General features: G+C 69.6%; 22 protein-coding genes and 1 pseudogene. 2 read left to right on the top strand and 21 right to left on the bottom strand.

The window, feature by feature from the left end:
* Nucleotides 1-92: 92 nt before the first annotated feature.
* The 15 genes and pseudogenes from RI578_RS40840 to RI578_RS40770 form a co-directional block, all read right to left on the bottom strand.
* Nucleotides 93-458, bottom strand: a complete 366-nt coding sequence (locus RI578_RS40840; protein WP_310876071.1) for a hypothetical protein — start codon at nucleotides 456-458, stop codon at nucleotides 93-95.
* A 119-nt stretch (nucleotides 459-577) separates the two neighbouring features.
* Nucleotides 578-886 (bottom strand): hypothetical protein, encoded by a 309-nt coding sequence (locus RI578_RS40835; protein ID WP_310876070.1) that lies wholly within the window; start codon nucleotides 884-886, stop codon nucleotides 578-580.
* A gap of 74 nt (nucleotides 887-960) precedes the next feature.
* The gene (locus RI578_RS40830; protein ID WP_310876069.1) at nucleotides 961-1,428 is read right to left on the bottom strand and encodes a hypothetical protein; all 468 of its coding nucleotides are present in this window, start codon (nucleotides 1,426-1,428) and stop codon (nucleotides 961-963) included.
* Nucleotides 1,429-1,647: 219 nt separating this feature from the next.
* Nucleotides 1,648-1,881: a hypothetical protein gene (locus RI578_RS40825; RefSeq protein WP_310876068.1), complete on the bottom strand. Its 234-nt coding sequence runs from the start codon at nucleotides 1,879-1,881 to the stop codon at nucleotides 1,648-1,650.
* Nucleotides 1,882-1,974: 93 nt separating this feature from the next.
* The gene (locus tag RI578_RS40820; RefSeq protein WP_310876067.1) at nucleotides 1,975-2,649 is read right to left on the bottom strand and encodes a GNAT family N-acetyltransferase; all 675 of its coding nucleotides are present in this window, start codon (nucleotides 2,647-2,649) and stop codon (nucleotides 1,975-1,977) included.
* A 187-nt stretch (nucleotides 2,650-2,836) separates the two neighbouring features.
* The gene (locus tag RI578_RS40815; protein ID WP_310876066.1) at nucleotides 2,837-3,394 is read right to left on the bottom strand and encodes a hypothetical protein; all 558 of its coding nucleotides are present in this window, start codon (nucleotides 3,392-3,394) and stop codon (nucleotides 2,837-2,839) included.
* A 130-nt stretch (nucleotides 3,395-3,524) separates the two neighbouring features.
* Nucleotides 3,525-4,835, bottom strand: coding sequence for an Eco57I restriction-modification methylase domain-containing protein (locus RI578_RS40810; RefSeq protein ID WP_310876065.1), 1,311 nt, complete (start codon nucleotides 4,833-4,835; stop codon nucleotides 3,525-3,527).
* 20 nt (nucleotides 4,836-4,855) lie between these two features.
* The gene (locus RI578_RS40805) at nucleotides 4,856-6,217 is read right to left on the bottom strand and encodes a hypothetical protein (protein ID WP_310876064.1); all 1,362 of its coding nucleotides are present in this window, start codon (nucleotides 6,215-6,217) and stop codon (nucleotides 4,856-4,858) included.
* Between the two features lie 69 nt (nucleotides 6,218-6,286).
* A complete protein-coding gene (locus RI578_RS40800; RefSeq protein WP_310876063.1) occupies nucleotides 6,287-6,745 on the bottom strand; it encodes a hypothetical protein in 459 nt (152 codons plus the stop codon).
* A complete protein-coding gene (locus tag RI578_RS40795; RefSeq protein ID WP_310876062.1) occupies nucleotides 6,742-7,725 on the bottom strand; it encodes a hypothetical protein in 984 nt (327 codons plus the stop codon). Before RI578_RS40795 ends, RI578_RS40800 begins: the two co-directional genes overlap by 4 nt.
* Before the next feature lie 62 nt (nucleotides 7,726-7,787).
* Complete coding sequence (locus RI578_RS40790; protein ID WP_275539145.1) at nucleotides 7,788-8,393, bottom strand: hypothetical protein; 606 nt, start codon at nucleotides 8,391-8,393, stop codon at nucleotides 7,788-7,790.
* Nucleotides 8,390-8,740 carry a hypothetical protein gene (locus RI578_RS40785; RefSeq protein WP_310876061.1) on the bottom strand — a complete coding sequence of 117 codons (351 nt, stop codon included), beginning with the start codon at nucleotides 8,738-8,740 and terminating at the stop codon, nucleotides 8,390-8,392. Before RI578_RS40785 ends, RI578_RS40790 begins: the two co-directional genes overlap by 4 nt.
* A gap of 184 nt (nucleotides 8,741-8,924) precedes the next feature.
* Complete coding sequence (locus RI578_RS40780) at nucleotides 8,925-9,695, bottom strand: hypothetical protein (RefSeq protein ID WP_310876060.1); 771 nt, start codon at nucleotides 9,693-9,695, stop codon at nucleotides 8,925-8,927.
* Nucleotides 9,696-9,721: 26 nt separating this feature from the next.
* Complete coding sequence (locus RI578_RS40775) at nucleotides 9,722-10,537, bottom strand: hypothetical protein (protein WP_047181640.1); 816 nt, start codon at nucleotides 10,535-10,537, stop codon at nucleotides 9,722-9,724.
* A gap of 87 nt (nucleotides 10,538-10,624) precedes the next feature.
* Nucleotides 10,625-11,098 (bottom strand): annotated as a pseudogene (locus RI578_RS40770) (HU family DNA-binding protein); the annotation flags it as partial.
* A gap of 306 nt (nucleotides 11,099-11,404) precedes the next feature.
* On the opposite strand from RI578_RS40770, the gene RI578_RS40765 reads away from it, so the two are divergent.
* Together RI578_RS40765 and RI578_RS40760 are read left to right on the top strand one after the other, a co-directional pair.
* Entirely contained in the window at nucleotides 11,405-13,000 is a 1,596-nt protein-coding gene (locus tag RI578_RS40765; RefSeq protein WP_310876059.1) for an ADP-ribosylglycohydrolase family protein, read from the top strand.
* Nucleotides 13,001-13,144: 144 nt separating this feature from the next.
* Nucleotides 13,145-13,387, top strand: coding sequence for a hypothetical protein (locus tag RI578_RS40760; RefSeq protein WP_047181642.1), 243 nt, complete (start codon nucleotides 13,145-13,147; stop codon nucleotides 13,385-13,387).
* A 169-nt stretch (nucleotides 13,388-13,556) separates the two neighbouring features.
* On the opposite strand, the gene RI578_RS40755 is transcribed toward RI578_RS40760, so the two are convergent.
* The 6 genes from RI578_RS40755 to RI578_RS40730 all read right to left on the bottom strand — a co-directional run bounded on the left by RI578_RS40755 (nucleotide 13,557) and on the right by RI578_RS40730 (nucleotide 18,264).
* A complete protein-coding gene (locus RI578_RS40755) occupies nucleotides 13,557-14,915 on the bottom strand; it encodes a hypothetical protein (protein WP_052659002.1) in 1,359 nt (452 codons plus the stop codon).
* Between the two features lie 264 nt (nucleotides 14,916-15,179).
* Nucleotides 15,180-15,953 carry a GP88 family protein gene (locus RI578_RS40750; protein ID WP_047181766.1) on the bottom strand — a complete coding sequence of 258 codons (774 nt, stop codon included), beginning with the start codon at nucleotides 15,951-15,953 and terminating at the stop codon, nucleotides 15,180-15,182.
* On the bottom strand, nucleotides 15,946-16,383 hold the full coding sequence (locus tag RI578_RS40745; RefSeq protein WP_310876058.1) for a hypothetical protein: 438 nt from the start codon (nucleotides 16,381-16,383) through the stop codon (nucleotides 15,946-15,948). Before RI578_RS40745 ends, RI578_RS40750 begins: the two co-directional genes overlap by 8 nt.
* A 77-nt stretch (nucleotides 16,384-16,460) precedes the next feature.
* Entirely contained in the window at nucleotides 16,461-16,964 is a 504-nt protein-coding gene (locus tag RI578_RS40740; RefSeq protein WP_310876057.1) for a hypothetical protein, read from the bottom strand.
* Nucleotides 16,965-17,209: 245 nt separating this feature from the next.
* A complete protein-coding gene (locus RI578_RS40735) occupies nucleotides 17,210-17,638 on the bottom strand; it encodes a hypothetical protein (protein ID WP_047181644.1) in 429 nt (142 codons plus the stop codon).
* 158 nt (nucleotides 17,639-17,796) lie between these two features.
* Nucleotides 17,797-18,264 (bottom strand): hypothetical protein, encoded by a 468-nt coding sequence (locus RI578_RS40730; protein ID WP_047181645.1) that lies wholly within the window; start codon nucleotides 18,262-18,264, stop codon nucleotides 17,797-17,799.
* Nucleotides 18,265-18,279 lie beyond the last annotated feature (15 nt).

Below are 18,279 nucleotides of genomic sequence, written 5' to 3'. Positions count from 1 at the left end.
CGAGGCCGGGGCCGCGAGCGGAAGGCGTCGCTCGCGGCCCTCGGACCTGCACGTTGGGGTGACGGATGCAGTTCGAGCGGCACCCGGCTCTTTCAGAGGATTCCGCGGCAGGCCAGGTCGGGTTCGCACAGGGAGCACGTCCCGCACGGAGCGCGCTCGGTGCACCCCGGCTGCCGGAGGGTGTCGGCCTCGGCGTTTTCGCGACGGATGAACTTGGGCCATTCGCGCTCGTACAGGAACTCACCGGCCCACTCCCGGGACTGGAACCCGGGGATGCGCGAAGCATCGTTGGCCGCGTCCGGCTGGGCGACCCACGTGGTGGTGCCGTCCGAGAGGGTGTGTTCCCACACGTAGCCGTACATGGTGGAGTGGTCGGCCTTGCTCACTACGAGGAACCCGCGGGTGTAGTCGTTGTGGGCGGCCTGGAAGTCGATGTGCTGGGTGAGGCCGGGCAGCATGATCACGTCTCCGGAGGCGGTTGCGGAAGAACCTGCCGCGCCCGGAGCCCACCGCCTCTCGGCGTATGGGACCGGCGTGGGTTCCGGCGGAGGGGACCCGGGCGCGGCGGTCAGGCAGGTCAGGTGTTGCGCGGTGCGGTGGACGCGGCGGCGTACTTCACGCACGCGGGCATGGAGTCACGCAGATCGGGGCCGCGGCCTCTGCGCCTTCCGTGAGCCCGAAGCCCGCACTTGAGACGCTCTCGACCGTCGTCGAGCTGCCTCACCACCTTGTTGGCGCAACCTCCGCAGACGGCGGGCGGGTTGTCGAGATCGGCACCGAGGAGCGGCATCCGGGTCGCGGGGTGCTCACCGCGGTCGAGGTACATCCGTATCGATCCGCGGGGAGGGTATCCCGTGTCCGTGGAGGGGATCAGGGGCGTGGTCATGGTGAAAGTCCTTCCTGACGGGATCGTTCGTGGGGTAGCAGCACCGCGGGCTGCGGCGCCGGGGCGGTGCCCGGCTACTTGGCCTTGCGCTGGTCGACCCGGTGGGCCTGGGATGCCGCGCGCATGACGTCGTCGAAGTCGACACCGAGGTTCTGGGCGTAGGCGCGCAGATCGTTGAGCAGCACGTGCAGCGCCTTCGAGAAGGTGGGGTAGGCGTCGTCCGCCATGTGCACGCGGAGGGCGGCGGCGGCGTCGCTGGCGTGCACGTACACGTCGAAGAGGTGGTCCCCGGCGGCGGAGTCGTCCGTGTTGTGGATCGGGGCGACGGACGGGGCGAGGTTCGGCATGGCGGCCAGGGGCCGTTCGTCGAGCCGCGCTTTCGCGTCGCCGTCGAGGCAGCGTTCGACGTCGGCGCGCATGTGACTGGCCAGGTGCATCAAGTCGGTGGTGACGTCTACCAAGGTCAGCCAGACGTCGGCCCAGCCCCTCCGGTAGGCGAGAAGGGCGGCGTCTACCTCTACCTCGTGGACGACAGCAAGCACGGAGTACTCCAGAGCAGTAAGGGGGTTGTGCGGCGTGGCCTCGAAGGCCCGCCAGCGATGCAATCAATCTACACATTGAAACGCGAATAAGCAACATCTTGGGTGGTTGTACATGCGTCCGGGGTCAATCTCGGGACGGTGGGCCGGGCAATCACCTGCCCGGCCCACCAACCGAGTTCCCAGGGTATGCGGCGCGCCAGCCGGGGCGCCGGAGCCTTCCTACTCGCCGGCGCCCCTGCGCGCCCGCCGCTCGGCCGGAGGCTGCCGACGGGGCATCGTGCCGACGAAGACCAGGAGCGCACCCAGCGCCACCCCAACCGCGATGATCGCGCCGACAACGCTCGCGGGCTCCGGCACCCACACGCTCACCAGGGCGACGACCGCACTCGGCACGCCCCATCGGAGCGCCCAACGGCCCCACGGGTTCAGACTCTTGCCGTGGACAACCGGCATCAGTTCCTCCTTAGTTCTGGATGCCGGCCGACACCTGCATCCGTAGGTGAATTCTGCGGCCCGGGAGGGCAAGCAGCCCGGGCCGTGATCGGGTCAGGCACGAAACTGCTCCCCGTCGAAGTACGCGCCACGGGCCATCCGGGTGTTGGGAAGGATGCCCGAGACGACCGGGGAAGTAAGACCAGGGACGTCCGCGAAGGTCGTGTATCGGTCCAGGAGCCGGGCGGCCACCCGGGTGTCGCCCCAGCGGTGCCCGACCGCGTTCAGGGGGCCGAGGGACACGTTCAGGCCGTCCATGATCGAGAAGCCGAGGCCCTGGTAGTAGCTTTCCAGCCCAGGGAAGCAGTTGAGGGTCAGCAGGCCGTAGCCGGCGCGCGTGAAGCGACGTACGGAATGCCGGACGAGTTCGGACCCGACGCCTCGCCCGCGCTGCTCGGGGGTCACGGCGACCGCAGTGATCATCGCGATGCGTTCCGCCAGAAGGTGCGCCAGCGCCACGTCGACGCCGGGATGGTCGAAGAGCCACAGCGGGGGGCCTGCGAGGAGGACGCCGAGCGTCTCGCCTTCATTGCTTTCGGCCACGACCATCAGGGCCCGGAAGTGGGAGAGGGGCCCTTCCTGAGGCAGGGACAGGTTCGGCCGGACGTCTTCGAACGCGTCGGGATCGTCGGGGTTCACGTCGGCGAGGAGCCGCATGACGGCGTCGGCGTCGGCGGGCGCCGCGTCGCGGAGGGTGATGCCGGGCAGGCGCGTGCGGGTGGTACCCATGGAGGCTCCTGGGGTGATGCGAGGCGCGGCACGTCGCCTCTGCGGTGGTGGAAGAAAGGGCGGCCGGAGGGGTCCTCAACGGCAGGCTCGGTGACGGTGGATCGTGCGCGGGATTCGGGCCCAGGGGCCGGGCCGACCGGAGCCGAGGGGGCTGCCAGTGCGGCCCGGAGCGCTGTGCCGAGGGACGTCAGTAGATGTGGCGGCCGTCAGGGACGGTACGGCCGATCAGGCGCCAGGGCGGCCCGTCGTTCAGGACGCCTATCGGGCATCGATCCGGCCGGTGTGTCGACAGGTCGGCCTCGATGGCCGTGTACCAGTGCCGCGTGAGAGGGCACCGCGTCCCGCGTTCGCATCCCGGCCGGGCCGCGACGAATACGTGGTAGACGTCCGGCGACGTGGGGAGTGACCGGCGGAAACCTTCAGAGATGCGCTTGCCGTAGGCCGACAGGCTCTCGCTCCGGTACCGCCCCCACACCTGTGTGCCGTAGACGAACTGGGTCTGGCCGTCGCGGTCGAGCCGCCAGCGCAGCGAGGAGCCGTAGCGCGGGTCGTCGGGGTCTGACTCGTCCGCGCCCGCGGGCACCGCTCCGGTCATGTCGAGGACAGTCTGGCCGGTCCCGGTGAACGCCTGAGGCACGGCCAGCGCCCAGTAGGAAGTGGCGCTCTCCTGCCGCCGGTACGGCCTCCGCCGCTCGCTCTGTGTCCCCGCCTTGCGGCGCTTTATGAGCGGCTTGTTCCGCTTCATTTGAATCAGTCCCCGGATGCGCTGAGACGGCGCGACGCCTAGAGCTGCGCTCGTCAAGTGGGTTGGTGTGGTGGGGCGTTGCCCGACCTGTAAATGACAATACACAATGAAACGAGAATAGGCAACGAATCTAAGTGGTGCTGTCTCCACCGCGCCGTGCGAGCTCCGCACCCGCTTGGAACCGGTCCCAGGCCAACCGGCTGTCGACCGCGTCCTCGATCGCTCTCCAGACCAACCCTCGCGCGGGGTCCTCCGGAACGTGGGGCTCTCCGCAGTTGCCCCGGATGACCGCGACCGTTTCGCCGACCGGCGGTCGGGCCCGGTGCACGAGGATGCAGGTGGGCGTTCCGTGCCCCGGGATGTAGGCGCCGGAGGTGTCGATGATCCAGCGCGCGTCGAAGCGAGGAAGGAACTCGGTGACGTAGCGCCTGCCGAACTCCCGTTTCATGAACGAGTTCGCGGTCAACTGCGCCACGAATCCACCCGCGACGGCCAAGTGCTCGAGCATCAGCGCGGTGAAGGGCAGAGCCAGCGAGTACTTCCCGGCCGCCACCTGCGGGTAGGCGGCGCGGACCTGGTCGCGGACGACAGGGTCCTTCGGGGTGATGTACGGCGGGTTGGCCACGCACGCGTGGTAGGCGCCGGCTGCCAGCAGGGGCTCGGTGCGGTCCAGCAGGGAGTCGGCGGCGGCCACGTTGACGGGCCACGACGCCGGGACGCGGTCCAGGCCCACACCGAGGACGTGCGCGGAGCACGCCAGAAGACGGTAGGCGGTCAGTGCGGCGGCGTACGCGTCGAGGTCCACACCAGACACCGCGGCGAGCGCCCGCTCGACGGCCCGTGGCCCGTGCCCGACCGGGCTGCGCCGGCGGCCGTGCACCGGCGGGACGCGGACCATGTGGAATGCAGCCACGGCGATGTGCCCGGTCCCGCAGGCGGGGTCGATCATCCGGACGTCGGCCGGCCCCCATTCCTCCATGGCCGGCTCCAGCGACAGGCGCAGCAGGAGACGGGCGACCCAGGGCGGCGTCTGACACAGGGCGCGCCCCTTGCGGGCCTCCTCGGACAGCAACTGGTAGGCGTCGCCCAGCGCGTAGCCGTCCACGCGACGCTCGTCTTCGAGGGCAGGGTGCCGGTCCCAGAACTCCTCGACGGCGGCCCAGGCCGCAGCGCCGAGCGGCTGCTCCCACAGGGGCAGTACCGCCGGATCGGCGAGCGGGGCCAGGGCGGGGTGGCAGTTCGCGAGGTTCTCCAGGGACTTCAGCAGGCCGTCCGGGCCCGGTGGGCGGTCGTCGGCCGGGGCCAGGCCGTGGTCGTAGGCGTGGCGGACGAGGGCCGCGGCATGGATCCATAGGGCGGCCGTGCGCCGCTCTCCGGTGTCGCGTGCGACCGTGGCGGTGAGCCTGTCGTAGGAAGCCGGGGGCAGGGTGCGGGTGGTCATCTCTCCTCGCAAGGGTGGGGTTACTGGTCGGTGGTCATCGAGGCCCACACCCCGGCGAAACCGGGGCGGGCCTTGTCCTGCACGCCGGCCGGGGCGGTCACGTAGAAGTCCTCGACCGTGCCGTACGTCTTGGAGTCCGGGCGGACGCGAGTGCGGACACGGTCGATGCCGACGCCGTGGGCTGTCGTGGAGTGCTCGACCGGGCGGTCCAGGGCCGTGGCGGCGTTGTGCAGGAAGGCGCCCACTTCGGTGCGGCTGCCGGTGCGGACGGTCTCCACGGACCGGTAGACAGTGCCCTTGATGCCGCTGTCGCGGCACTCGGGCTTGGCGCAACGGTCACCGTGAGCGGTCTTGCACTCGGGCCGGCGGCCGGGGGTGTAGGCACGCCGCAGCCGGTAGACCGCCCACGTCTCCTCGTCCAGCCGGGCGTTGAACCGGCCGAGCGCCTCGGCGTTCTGGTTGTCGGTGACCCGCCTGAACAGAGTGTCGTCCTTGTAGAGGGACATGTTGTCGTTCAGGGCCATCGCCAGGTACTCCAGGCGTAGCACGCGCGCCGCGAGGTCGGGGTACTTCCGCAGCCGCTTCAGGTGGTCCGGCTGGGGCGAGCAGACTCCGGAGAACGGGCATACCGGACAATATGACTTGGCCATGTCAGTTCCAAGGCGGTCCTTCACGTAGCCCTGCACGTCCTGACGAGCCCAGCCGAGCCTGAGCAGCGGGTAGTCCAGGGCGAAGGTCTCGTAGCCCGCCGTCTGGTTGCGCTCGGCCTGGAATTTGTTGGCCTTGACCGCGCGCTTGTGCTCGTCGGCGTTGTAACCGAAGAGCTTGCCGACGGTCTGCCCGCCCGACCGCTGGAGCTGGAGGCGGTCGATCGGGAAGGCCTTGTGCTTCTGGCTGCATACGTGGCCGCCGGCATACTGGGGGACCGTGCCGTTCTCCTCCATCTCGTCCATGAGCGTCCACGGGCCCTTGCTGAACACCTTGCCGGGGTTCGTGGTGTCGGAGAGGACTTCGACACCTGCCGAGTCCGGACGCCCGGCCCGTGCGACCTGCGTGTACCGGATGCCTTTGCCCCGGAGCAGCGGGAGAACGTGGTTCTCGACGTCGGCGATCGTGTCGGGAAACTCGAACCCGGTCATCGCCGTCACGATCGAGAAGTCGGAGAAGTCTTCGGCGATCCCGAAGGCGGTTGGATCGTCGATGATCGCCAGGACCAGGGCCGTCGAGTCGACGCCAAGACCGAAGTTGAGCGACTTGTGCTTCGTCGCGCGGAAGGATTGCAGAGCCTCTGCGGAGGCAACCTCGGCCGGAGCCGACCCGCCGGGCGACGTGGTGGGACCGGCCTCGTCGAGGTCGGGATCGAACAGGGTGAGGGAAGTCATGGGCGCGTACCTGCGGGGATCAGGGCGGGTGCGGCCGGGAAGGGCCGCACCCGCCGGGGGAACGGGGGATCAGGACTGGGGTTTGGCGGCGCGTGCGGCCTCGACGCCCGCGGGGGTGAGGAAGGGCCGGTGCTTCGGGCCGCTGCGGCCGTCGTCGCCGTCGGTGGGCTGCGGGACACCGTCGGCGTCGCGGTACTCGACGAGGCCGAGGCGGGCGAGGGCGACGGCAGTGGGCCAGCTGACCTCCCGCAGCGCGCTGCCCTCGTCGGCGGAGTCGACGGCCGCCAGCTGGGAGTCGTTCAGGATCGCCCGCCGCCCGGCGCCGGTGATGACGTACGGTCCGACGCCCTGCTCCTGCGCCACTGCCGCCGGGAGCCGGTAGCCGTCGGCGTCGTTGCGGTAGACCAGCCCATCGTCCAGGTAGACCTGGAGCGTCGTGCGGCTGCCGTGCGACGTGAGGTGCCCCGACGGATGGACGCATGCGGCGCGGAGGTGCTTGGGCGCCGGCGGGTAGGCCTTGATGGTCATCGCGGCCCCTCCAGTGCGAGAGTCGGCGCCGGGGTGAGAGCTGCCGCCTGCGCACCGATCGCCACCGCTTTGACCCTGTGTTCGCAGCCGGGGCGCTCGCACTGCTCCGTCGCCCGCGGGTTCGGCCACTGGCAGTCCGGACAGCTCCACATCAGCCCCGCCGAGGCCGCCACCATGCGGATCACGGCTGCCTGCACTGGGTCGGCAGCGTCCAGGAGCTGCTCCAGCACGGGGGGATGCGGGGCGTAGTGGTTGCTGTCGTCGAGAACGACGGTGTCCTCGACGACGACGCGCAGCGGCACGGACCCGTCCGGCCGGACGACATGCTCGGGATCGGCGCTGTCGGTGTGGACCGAGACCCGTACGACGCCGTCCTCGGCGTCCACGTAGCCGAAGACGAGCACCCCGGCCACCTCGATGCACGACGGTCCGTCGTCATCGGCGGCGTAGTAGACGGCGCCGCGGTTGAGGCCTTCGGCCGTCACAGCGTTGGGGAAGGCGAAGTCCAAGGGAACAACCCGAGAGCGCTGCGGCTGTCCGATCTCCTCGGGGTACAGCTCGAAGCCCTGATCGGGTACCGCGTCGCCGTCGGGGCCGTAGTAGAGGTCGATCGCCTCGGCGTCGTCGGCCGGAGGTTCGTCGGGTACGTCGCCCTGGCCGCCCACGTTGGCCCAGCTGCTGCGCACGTGGGTGGCGAGCTCCGCAAGGGCAGCGCCCTTGGTGGCGTACGGCGCCGTGGTGTCCTCGTGGCGGGTCCAGAGGCGCAGCATCCAGACCTGCTCACCGGGGCGAGGCCCCAGGAAGGCGGAGACGGCCGGGGACCTACGACCGGAGCTCTCGGCGACGATCTCGGCGTGAACGCGCTGGGCGAGCTCACGGTACTGCGGGGGAAGTTCGGCGGCGGCCGGGGAGTGAGCCAGGGCGCCGGCGATGCGTACCAGGCTTTCGATGTCGGAGGGGCGGAAACGTTCAGCGAGCATGGTCATCCTCGTGGGTGGCCCGGCGGGCACGGGCGCGCCCGCCGGGCGTTGAAGGGGGAGGGCTACGCGCCCAGTTCCAGGAGCGCCGCGACCATGGCGAGGGCGCGCTTGCGCTCGGCAGACACCCGCACGCGGCGGATGCGCTTCGGGCCGGAAGGAAGCTGGATTCCCACGGCACCGCCGCGGTCATCCCGGCGCAGCTCGTACTGGGGCGTCGAGAGCATCCAGGCGTCCCAGTCGTCGGCCTTGCGCCCGGCCCGCAGCTGGGATTCCGCAGTGGGCGCCGTCGCGGGGCAGGAACAGGCCGGGTCGTCGCACGGACGGCCCGCCGGGTGCCGGGAGATGACGCCGCCCGGACGGTAGGTCGCGCTGGTGCCGTTGAGCATCGGGCACGCCTTCTCCGAATACATCAGGCACGGCGGGTGGAGCCCCGGTTCCGGCGCATACCCGACACTCACGTCCTGGGGGCGGACCAGCACGTAGAACCACCGCTCCAGCGGCCGTGCGCAGATCTGGCACAGGCCGTTCTCGAAGGCCCGGGCACGCTTGAGCGGGTCGAGCCCGCCGAAGACCGGCAGACCGTTGTGCTCGAACGAGACGTACGGGACGACCAGGCCGCCATGGGTGGGACGGTGCGCGCACGCTGCGGGGATCGCCGGGGCACTCACTGGGAATCACCCCCGGCGAGCTCCCAGGAGGGGCGGGCGAGCTCGACCAGGAAGGTGTAGGCGGCGTCGCTGGCCTGGAGTACACGCACGACCGGGAGCTGCTGGTACCGGCTGAGGAACTCGCCGATGGTCAGAGCGGTGTCGTGTGAGTCGTCCGGGTAGGTGCCGCGGTCGAGGGGGACCAGGCGGTCGCCCTGGTGCTGCGGCCACGTGTACGCGGCGAGGAGCTCGGCCTGGCTCCAGTTGTGCGGGTTGGCGCGGACCTTGACGAGTTCGGCGCCCGGCGCCAGCTTCCTGAGCGAGTCGAGGGGCGCCGTCCGGCGCGGTTGGGGGTTGCTCGGGCCCATGGCGGTCTCCCAGTTCGATGCGGGCGCTGCGGCGGCCCAGGGCGGTGAGGTGGAAGGCTGCGGGATGGCCACGCAGCGGTGCAGTGCCTGGCGGCCGCCCTCACGGCGCCGGCGCGGGCCGGAACACGGGCTTGAAGGGGAGAGCGGCCGATCGACCAGACACCAGAACAATACACACTGAAAACTAAAGACGCAACATCACGGCGTGAGGTGCTCCGTCATCTCCTTCGGACACGGTGAAACGGGACGCCAGCAGCGACACACAGAGCTGCCGGATGCCTCCCTGCTCCCAGAGCGCCCGGGACTCGGGCAGCGCGGCCGGCCACCACTGCACCGACACTCCGTCGCGCGCCACGTCGACGGCGACTCCGTATCCGTCGTCCTTGCTCCAGTCGGCCATGCGCACGTGCGGGCGCAGCACCTCAACCGCCCCCTCGTAGAGGCGGATCGCCTCCTCCTTCGCGCTGCGCGCCGCCTGCCGCAGAGCCTTTGCCTGTACGGCGGACACCGGACGGTAGACGGTGCTGGTCTCCTCGTTCTGCGCGAGGACGACCAGGGCTCCCCCCTGCGCAGCGAGTGCTCGGTCCCGGCCGGCTTCGGTGACCAGCTCCAGCAGCTGCTCCGCGGAGACGGTCGTGGTGATGCCGCTCTCGGGAACGCCGGAGGCCCGGTAGTGCCTGTGCTGCACCAGGTCCAGGGCGTGCTTGACGTCGAGCATGGCGCGGGCGAGCTCGGCGGAGCCGGGCTGCCCGTTCGCTGCGTAGCGGGTCAGCCGCCGATGGACCTGGGCCGCTTCGCGCTCATCGGGTTCGTCGAACTGGCTGCTAGCCACCTCTCGTACGGCGAGGTCGATCACCTGTGTCAGGTACCCGGCAGTGAAGGCCCTGCGCCGGAGCAGGCGAAGCGCCAACTGTTTGGGCGAGCCGGCAAGGACGGCGGTTGAAGTCTCGGTCACGACGGAGTCCCTCCTCGGTTCGCCGGTCACGAGCCGGGCTGGTGGATGTATGCGGTCCACGCGTCGTACTCGGCGGCGGTGAGAACGGGGGGCGGGACGATGGGGGCGCGCCCGAAGCACTGGTCGCAGGTGCGTACATGCGGTTCGGTGCCGGCGGTGTCACTGCCGCGGCCCGGCAGGATGGCTCCGCAGACGGGCAGGTCCGGCGAGACGGACGGGTCCAGCCTCAGATGCAGATCCCGGCCGTGGAGGACCGGGCGGACCGTGACAGAGTCCTGCCCGGGAGCGGGGCCGAAATGCTTCGCCAGGAACCGCACGACGAGGGCGTGAGCTGTCTCGGCCCGCTCGTCCAGGGTCCGGGAGTCGGCCGGCGGCCGTTCGACGATCCGCAGGGGTTCCTGCTTCTCTGCGACCAGGCGGTCGACGAGGACCTGGCCCTCGGTAAGGAACTGCGGGGCGTCGCCACGGGGGTCGCTGCTGCGTTTGCCGACCCAGATCCACGACAGGGGCACGAAGGCGGCGAGCTCGCTGAGGAGGCCGTACCAACGGCTCACGGCCCACGTGGTGTAGGTGCCGCATGGCCTGTGGCGGCAGGAGCCAGCCGGCGCCTGGCAGGCGCGCAACTCGAAGCGGAGGCCGAGATCGGTCGCCTCGGCCCGAACAATGCCGAGCTCCATCACACCGCCGCTCGGGCGCGCCCGCGTCCACCAGGCCGGTTCACCGTCCAACAGCGGGCCGGGCTCAGTACTGCGCCCGGGTCCCTGCGCTTCCGCGGAACGGGCGGAGGCCAGCGTCCGATGAGCGGAGACGACACGGGTGCCGTCGATCACGAAGTAGTTCATCAGAGGTTTCTCCGGTCCGGCCGGGCGCACCAGCGCCCGGCCGTCGAGCAGGGAATGCCGGGAGGGGGGCCCGGCGAGGGTGGATCAGGCGAGCGACTTCTTGGGGGCGGCCTTGACGGGCTTCTTCGGCCCGACCTTCATGGCCGGGCCCGTCTTCTTGGCCGCCGCTCCCGTCTTCTTCGGAGTGGCCTTCTTGGTCATCGCCTTCTTCGCCACGGCGGAGGCACCGGTGAGGCTTCCCTTGGGAGCCTTCTTGACAGAGACCTCGCCGCCCTTGGGGAGCTTCTTGGCACCGCTGGCCAGGTCCTTGAAGCCCTGCCCGGCCCGGAAGCGGGGGACGGAGGTCTTCTTGACCCGCACCCGCTCCCCGGTCTGGGGGTTGCGGGCGTAGCGGGCCGGTCGGTCGACCTTCTCGAACGAGCCGAAGCCGGTGACGGAGACGCGGTCTCCGGCGACGACGGCCCGGACGATGGCGTCGAGCACGTTGTCGACAGCTTCGACGGCCTGCTGGCGACCGCCCATCTTGTCCGCGATCGCGTCGACGAGCTGGGCCTTGTTCATGGTGGAACTCCTGTGAGTTGGCGTGCACTTCGATGCCGGAGCTGGGGCCGCTGACGTTCAGGGCGCGGAGCCGACGTAGGGAAGCGGGGCGCGTCATCCAGGACGGGTCGAGCGCCTCCGACAACAATGACAGTACACATTGGATAGGTAATACGCAACGCTAATCGTCATGTTGACGAAAGTAGTTCGGTCGTGTCACTCTGACGTAGCGACAGCGGGTTTGAGCGCCAGGCGAGTTCACGCCGCCCTCCCCGCCCCCGCCCTCCTCAGACCACGCACGTAGTACATGACTTCGGGAGAACCCCCGTGAACGCCAAGCTCGTTGCCCTCACAACCTCCACCCCGGCCCCGGCGGCCCACTCGCTCAACATCCACGCCACCGACCGCGCAGCCGGCGTCCTTCTCGGCGCTGCTTGCGGTGATGCCCTAGGCGTTCCCTATGAGTTCGCCCGCCGACTGGGCTCCGATGAGAAACCCGCCATGATCGGTGGCGGGCTGGGCCCTTACAAGCCAGGCGAGTACTCCGACGACACTCAGATGCACGTGTGCATCGCCGCCGTCGCGTCCACCGGCACCGACCTCACCAACCCGACCGCACTCGACCAGATCGCCCGCAACTTCCACTTCTGGCGCGACGGGGGCGCAAGCGACATCGGAAACCAGACCAGCGGCGTGCTCCGCGCCGCGAAGAGCCACAAGACGGGCACGCCCGCCCAGGCCATGACGGCGGAAGCCGACGCCTACACCGCCCGCACCCGGTTCAGTGCGGGCAACGGCTCGCTGATGCGGACCGGCATCGTGGCCCTCGCCTACCTGGACGACGTGGACGGAATGGTCCGGGCCGCCACCGTGATCAGCTCCCTCACCCACAGCGACCCCGAGTGCGTCGAGGCGTGCATCCTGTGGTGCGCGGGCATTCGGACCGCCGTGCTGGAAGGCACTTTCGACGGCGTCCGCGACGGCATCACACTGCTCCCCGAGGACCGGCAGGAGATCTGGCACGCGAGGCTGGACGAGGCCGAGGCGAACCCGCCGCACCACTGGGACCGCAACGGGTATGTCGTCACCGCCCTCCAGGCCGCGTGGTCCGCAATCACCCGCACGCCCGTTCCCGAGCTGGCACCGGAGCGTGGATCGTTCCCCGCCCAGCACTTCCAGCTCGCCACCGAAGCGGCCGTCCGGGCGGGAAACGACACGGACACCGTGGCCGCGATCGCGGGTGCCCTCCTGGGAGCGCGCTGGGGCGTCTCGGCCATCCCGCTCGCCTGGCAGCAGGCCGTGAATGGCTGGCCCACAATGACCGCCCCGGATCTCGTCCGCCTGGCCGTCCTGACCGCCCGCAAGGGCATGGACGACAACGACGGATGGCCCTCGGCCCCGCGCGTCAAGATCCCCGGCTACGCCGGAAAGGAGTACGCCACACAGCACCCTGACGACCCCGGTGTCCTGCTCGGGAACCTCCCCATGACTGAGTTCGCTGGCACACCGCCGGTCGATGCGGTCGTCTCCCTGTGCCGAGTCGGACAGGGGCCGATCTTCTCCGGGACCGACGTCGAACACGTCCGCGTCTGGCTGGTCGACAAGCAAGGCGAGAACCCCAACCTTCACTACGCCCTCGACCAGGCGGCCCGCCAAGTTCTCCGGCTCCGCAAGGAAGGCAAGCGGGTCTTCCTCCACTGCGTCGCAGGCCGCTCGCGCACCCCCGCCGTGGCAGCGACGTACAGCACGCTCCTGGGAACGGACCCCCGCACCGCCCTGACGGACGTCTGGGCGGCCCTGGGCAAGCACTGGACCCTCCTGGCGCACCCGCAGCTCCACGACGCCGTCTATGAGCTGGCCGGGCAGCCGCCGTACCCGCCGCAGCCCCGTCCCCGCCGTCGCTTCTTCCGCAAGCGCAGCTGACACGGGCGGTGCGCCACAGCGCTGAAGCCACAGGCGCGGCCTCTACCCGGAGGCCGCGCTCAGCGATGCCCGCGCACGACATCCCCACAGGGGACAGAACTGGTGACGGTCACCACGAGGTCGTCACCACGAGCGAATGGAACGATGATGCCCGCGCACGAGGCAGGTCACGAATGGATCTACCGCGTCACGGCTCTAGCCGATCCGCCGGAGAGCAAGTACGTCCTCGCACCGTACGAGGCACAGTCGCTCACGCGGCGCCTACGAAACGTCGGCTACGAGGCGCAGGTCGCTCGGGTCCCGGCAACCGCATTCGTCCTCATCAGCGATGAGGAACTCGACGCCCTCGTCGTCTCGGCGGACAACGAACCCGGGAGTACCCGATAGAACACCCCACGCCAGAGCGAAGCCTCCAGCAGCACGCGAACGCCGAGAGCCCGCCGGTCAGACGACCGGCGGGCTCTCGCATGTCCAGGACCGTCCGCCCTACCGATTCCCGTCCCGGGGGCCGGCCCGCCGAGCCAGCCGGCAGCCGGTCGGCGGCCATGAAAGCCTCTTAGCGCCTGGGACCGAAGCGGCCGGACCCCCTGCGACTGAGGACGAACCCGTAGACCGTCTCGCGATACCAGTGATCCTGGAAGACCCGAGGCTTCTTGCCGTCATCGGCAGTCCGGTCGGCGTACGGGACCTGTCCACGGGCGTGGTAGGCGCGGATGGTCTCGCGCGCGAGTGCCTCGCCCCGGGTGGTCATACCGAGCACCTCGGCGAAGTCGTAGATGTCCAGCAGGTCCCGCGGATCTCCCTCGGGCAGATCGTGGACCAGAGCCGGCCCGGTTCCCTTGAACGCCGCCCAGACATGCGGACGGTGCTTCTCCACCCACGCGTCGACCTCGCGCTGGTCATAGGTACGCGGCTGCGTGCTCCGAGGTGCAGGGAAAGCCCGGCGAACGACCTTGTCGCCCTCGCGCTTCTCCTTGACCTTGGTCCACTGGAGGCCGGTGTACTCGGAGACGCCGTACCGCGGACCGATCATTTCCGCAGTGAGCTGCGCCTGTTCGCCCTGCGCCTCGGCGGCCGGCTCTGCCGCCGGCGCCGGGGCGGCGCGCTTCTTCTCAGCGCCGGCGTCCTCGTCAGCTGCCGACGGCCCAGCCCACGCGTGGCCGGACAGCTGAGCGCGGCGCTGGGCCGTGACCCAGGTCCGCCGGCGATTCTCGCGCACCCACTCGTCGACGTCGGCCGCGTTGTACCCGCGCTCGCCAGCCTCAGGGAACCCCTCAGCGCGGATCCACCCCCGGGCCGTCTGCCCGCTGACGCTGTATGTGGTCGCGATGGCCTGGGCGTCCAGGTGCTCCGTGCGCGCGGTGGACGAACGGCTCGGAAGCGCACTGCCGGCTGCAGGGGCCTGCGCGGTGCTCACCGGTTCCTCGGCTTTCGTCTGCCGGCGCATGCGCCGCGGGCGGTTCACGAACGCGTAGGCCGTCTCGCGGAACCACCTTCGCTCCGTGACCTCGGGGGCCTTCCCGTCTCCAGGCACGCGGTCAGGGCCGGGCATCTTCGGCGGCTTCTTGGACATGTAACTTCGCAGAGTGGCTTCCGGCACTGGCTCCGTCCGCCCGAGGGCCTTGCCCTCCCAGGCACAGATGTCCGATAGCGTCACCAAGTCCTTCGGCCCGCCGGCGGGCAGACCGAACGGGTTGTCCGAGTCCTGCCCCTTGGCCCAGTGGACCGGCAGGTTCTCCTTCAGCCACTCGTCCACCAGCGCGGCATCGCGGACCAAGGTCCGTCCCGGACCTGACGGCCAGCCCTCAGGGAAACCCGGGAGCGTGGTCCAGTAGGCCACATTGCCCTCATTGGCCTCATACTTCTCCGCGATGTCCTGTGAGGTCACGAGTTCATCAGCGTCGGCGGGAATCACCGTTACTCCTTGTCGGACCGGCAGTGAACCCGCAGGCCGTGGTCGTGGCCCCGCGGGTGGGGGCCTGGTCGGTCAAGCTCGAGGTGGAGCCGGCACCGTCGGCTCCACTGCGCCGGCCCCGATCGCGCAGGGGCAGGCGCTAAAGTACATCACGGTAGAACAATACGCAACGCCTCCCCGAGGTGGCGCCGTCGCACGCCCGCGGGGGTGGTTTTCGGGGCCGGGCGCACATACGCCCGGCCCCGAAAACACCCCCGCGAGTACTCAGTGCGCCAGCGTGAACTTCTGGCCCGCGACTGCCTTCTTCGCACGCAGCTTCTCGTCGCGCGCCCGCTGAAGGCTTCCAAATGTCTCCGACCCCTGCTTCTTGAGAAGGTGCGGAATTCGATTCGCCGGGATTCCGACGAGCGGGGAATCGCTCAGGACCGACAGAAGATCCGACTCTGTCTGGTCGGTATAGTCGGCGGCGATCAGTGCCTCGACGTCTGGGAAGACGTCCGCATGCCTCTCGGTGCTCACATCGATCAGGTGGTCTTCTTTCCCTCCGAGGCTGTAGCACCAGAGGAAATTATCAGGAGCATCGTTTACGACAAGCCTCTTGAAACGGCTGATTTCCTTGGTGTAGCAGTAAAAGCGAACGCCCGGTGAGCTGCGCATGATGCGCATCCAGGTGAGAAGGTACTCGTCGGAAAAGAACTCGCCTGAATCATGTACGCGAATCCACTTGTCGACGTACCGCTTGTGCCTGAGTTCCTCCGTCATCTGCCTCTCGAACTCCTCCGGATTGTCCCGGCAGAGGAGGAGATTCCGAATGTGTGCTGCGCGAACATTCTTGAACCGATAGGTGCCGACCCGGGCGTAGCACAATTGGGCACACACGCCAGCCTGAGGGCAGACGTTGAAATGGCTTCCGTCGGGCATTTCGATCACAAAAGCTGGCAGAGTCCAATTGAATACACCGATCCTCCTCAGGTCTGAGTTCTGGGTGAGGAGCCGCTTAGGGGTGGTGCGGCCAGTCGATTTCGTGCTCTCAGACATCTCGTTCCTCGTGTTTCGAAGGGGAGGGGCGGGCGGGTGAGGTGCCGGGGCATCCGACGTGCGGGCGCATGCACGCGTGGATTCCGAGCGCGGTCACGCCGCCGTCGGCTCTCGCGAGCACGGCAAGTCCCTGGGCGATGGCGGTGCGCGCGCTGCGCTGGTGGTGGCCGCCGTATTGGGCGTCGTCGCCGTGGCTGGCGATCAGGTCGGCGGCCCGCGTCGAAAGGCGCTCGATGTCGGGTTCTGAGAGGTCCCGCAGTTCGGCGATGCACAGCGGGACCATGAACAGCAGCCACGTCACCCACGTCGAAGACGCCGGCGTCGGGCTGTCTTCGGGGGCGGTGACCACCCGGCCGAATGGGCCGTGCGTGTCAGGGGTGGGCTGCACCGGCTCTTTGCTGGCATCGGAGGGGGGAGTGGCTGTCGTCATGGTGAGGTGTCGCTCCATGCAGGGCGCCCCCGGCTGTATTCAGCCGGGGGCGCCCGTTGGGGGAGGGGGAAGCGCGATCAGTCGCCGCGTGCGGGGCAGTCGGCGGCGTGCGCGGGGGAGGTGCGCTGGCGGGCGGACCCCCCGAGCCCACGGGACTGGAGGAGGTAGTCGCCCAGGTCTCCCAGGGAGTTGATCTCCTCAGTGGGCACCGGCTTGCCGCACAGGGCGCACGGGGCGAGGAGGTCGAAGACGAGGCGGCGGCGGTCGTCATAGGTCGCCAGGAAGTCCAGCGTCCTGTCCGCGAAGGAGATGGACAGGGCCACCGCGGGGAAGTGCACGCCGTCCACGACCAGCGGGTGGGTGTCGTCGTCCCTGGTGCGGATACCGATCGGGCGGCCAAGGGAGTGGAGCGAGAGGCGGTGGCGGAGTACCGCTTCGACCCAGCGGAGCTCGGCGTCATGGCTGTGGAGGGCCGGGTCCGGGCCGATCTGGCTGGCCTGACCGGTCTGTGCGCGCTCCACCGCGGCCTTGACGGCTGCGGCCTCGATGGGGTTGAAGGGCTTCCTCATGGTGCTCGGCATGGCGTCTCCGAGAAGAAGGACCGGCCCGTGATCGGCACACTGGCGCGCGTCATGGTCACCGGGACTGGATTCGGAGGCCGCGAACAGCGGCTCCGGTCGGCGGAAACTTCCGCCCGACACAGATCACAGTACATATTGGAAATAGAATACGCAACATTGAGAGTGAAGGGGTGGCCGGCCAGCCACTGCTCTGCCCGGGAAGACGTACAGGGGGAGCGGCGGCGGCCGGCCGGGTTGCCGCGGGTCTACGCCGGCGCGGCGGTGAGTTGTCCGACCTGGTCGAGCAAGAGCTGGGCCCGGGCGAAGGCGGCCGCCTTGTGACCGTACGACGGAACAACCAGGTGCATGGTCTCGTGCGCCAGGGCGCGATCGGCCTCCTCGCGCGTGGTAACCAGCTTGAGGTTGATGGCCATCAACGGCACCCGCAGCCGTGCGGTCTTCGGGCCCAGATACACCTGGGCGGCGTAGTGCGAGAGGTAGGGCATGCCGCTGATCGAGGCGTATGCCACAAGATCGGTGACGAGGTGGAAGTCGCGCCCGGACACGGTCGCGAACAGCTTGGCGCGCCGGCGCAGCCAGTTCACGTCGACGGGAAGGTCGCGCTCGTGTTCCAGGAGTGGGCTCCGCAGGTCAGCGTGCCGCTGCTCGGTCACCGGGTGCGCTCGGTCTGCCATGGGTCTCCTCCTCTCGAGTGCGGGCCGGCTCTTCGGCCGGGTCGTTCAGCCGGCCATCCCCGCGTGGGGGCCAGCCAGTGGTCTTCTCGGCCGTCGGCCGCGGGGACATCATGCCAACACGCCCCGCCGTCGCTCTTCGGCACCGGCGACGGGGCCGTTCACGCATAGCGTCCGTGCCAGGAGTCGGCATCCAGTCGACCCAGTGCGGCGTCCTCCTCCGGGGAGAGACGGTTGGTGAAGTCGTCCCAGCGGGTGAGCTGCTCGAGCTCGGGGCCGTCGGCCGGCTCGATCCGTGCCTTCTGCCCTGTGGTCAGGTCTATCTCCACTCCGTCGTCCACGACGTCAGCACGCGCCACCGGAAGGGATCGCCGCCGGGCCAGGCCGAGGTTGAACAGGTAGCCGCTCCCGGTGTCCTGGCCGCCGACCAGGGGCCTGATCCATATGACCTGGTCGCCGTCGTCCTCGTAGCGGTGGTGCCGGGCGAGGGCGGCACGGAAGACCTCCGTCCCGTCGGGGTCCGACACGACCAGGCGCGCGCCGGCGTCCACTGGGTCGCCGGTCGGGCTGTGGTTGCCCGCGACGAGGTCCGAGAGCCGCTGGCGCCACTGCTGCTGTGTTGCTGTCATCGAATCGCTCCTGGT

Source organism: Streptomyces sp. BB1-1-1 (assembly GCF_031597775.1).
GTDB classification, from domain to species: domain Bacteria; phylum Actinomycetota; class Actinomycetes; order Streptomycetales; family Streptomycetaceae; genus Streptomyces; species Streptomyces thinghirensis.
This window is presented reverse-complemented; position numbering and strand designations above follow the sequence as displayed.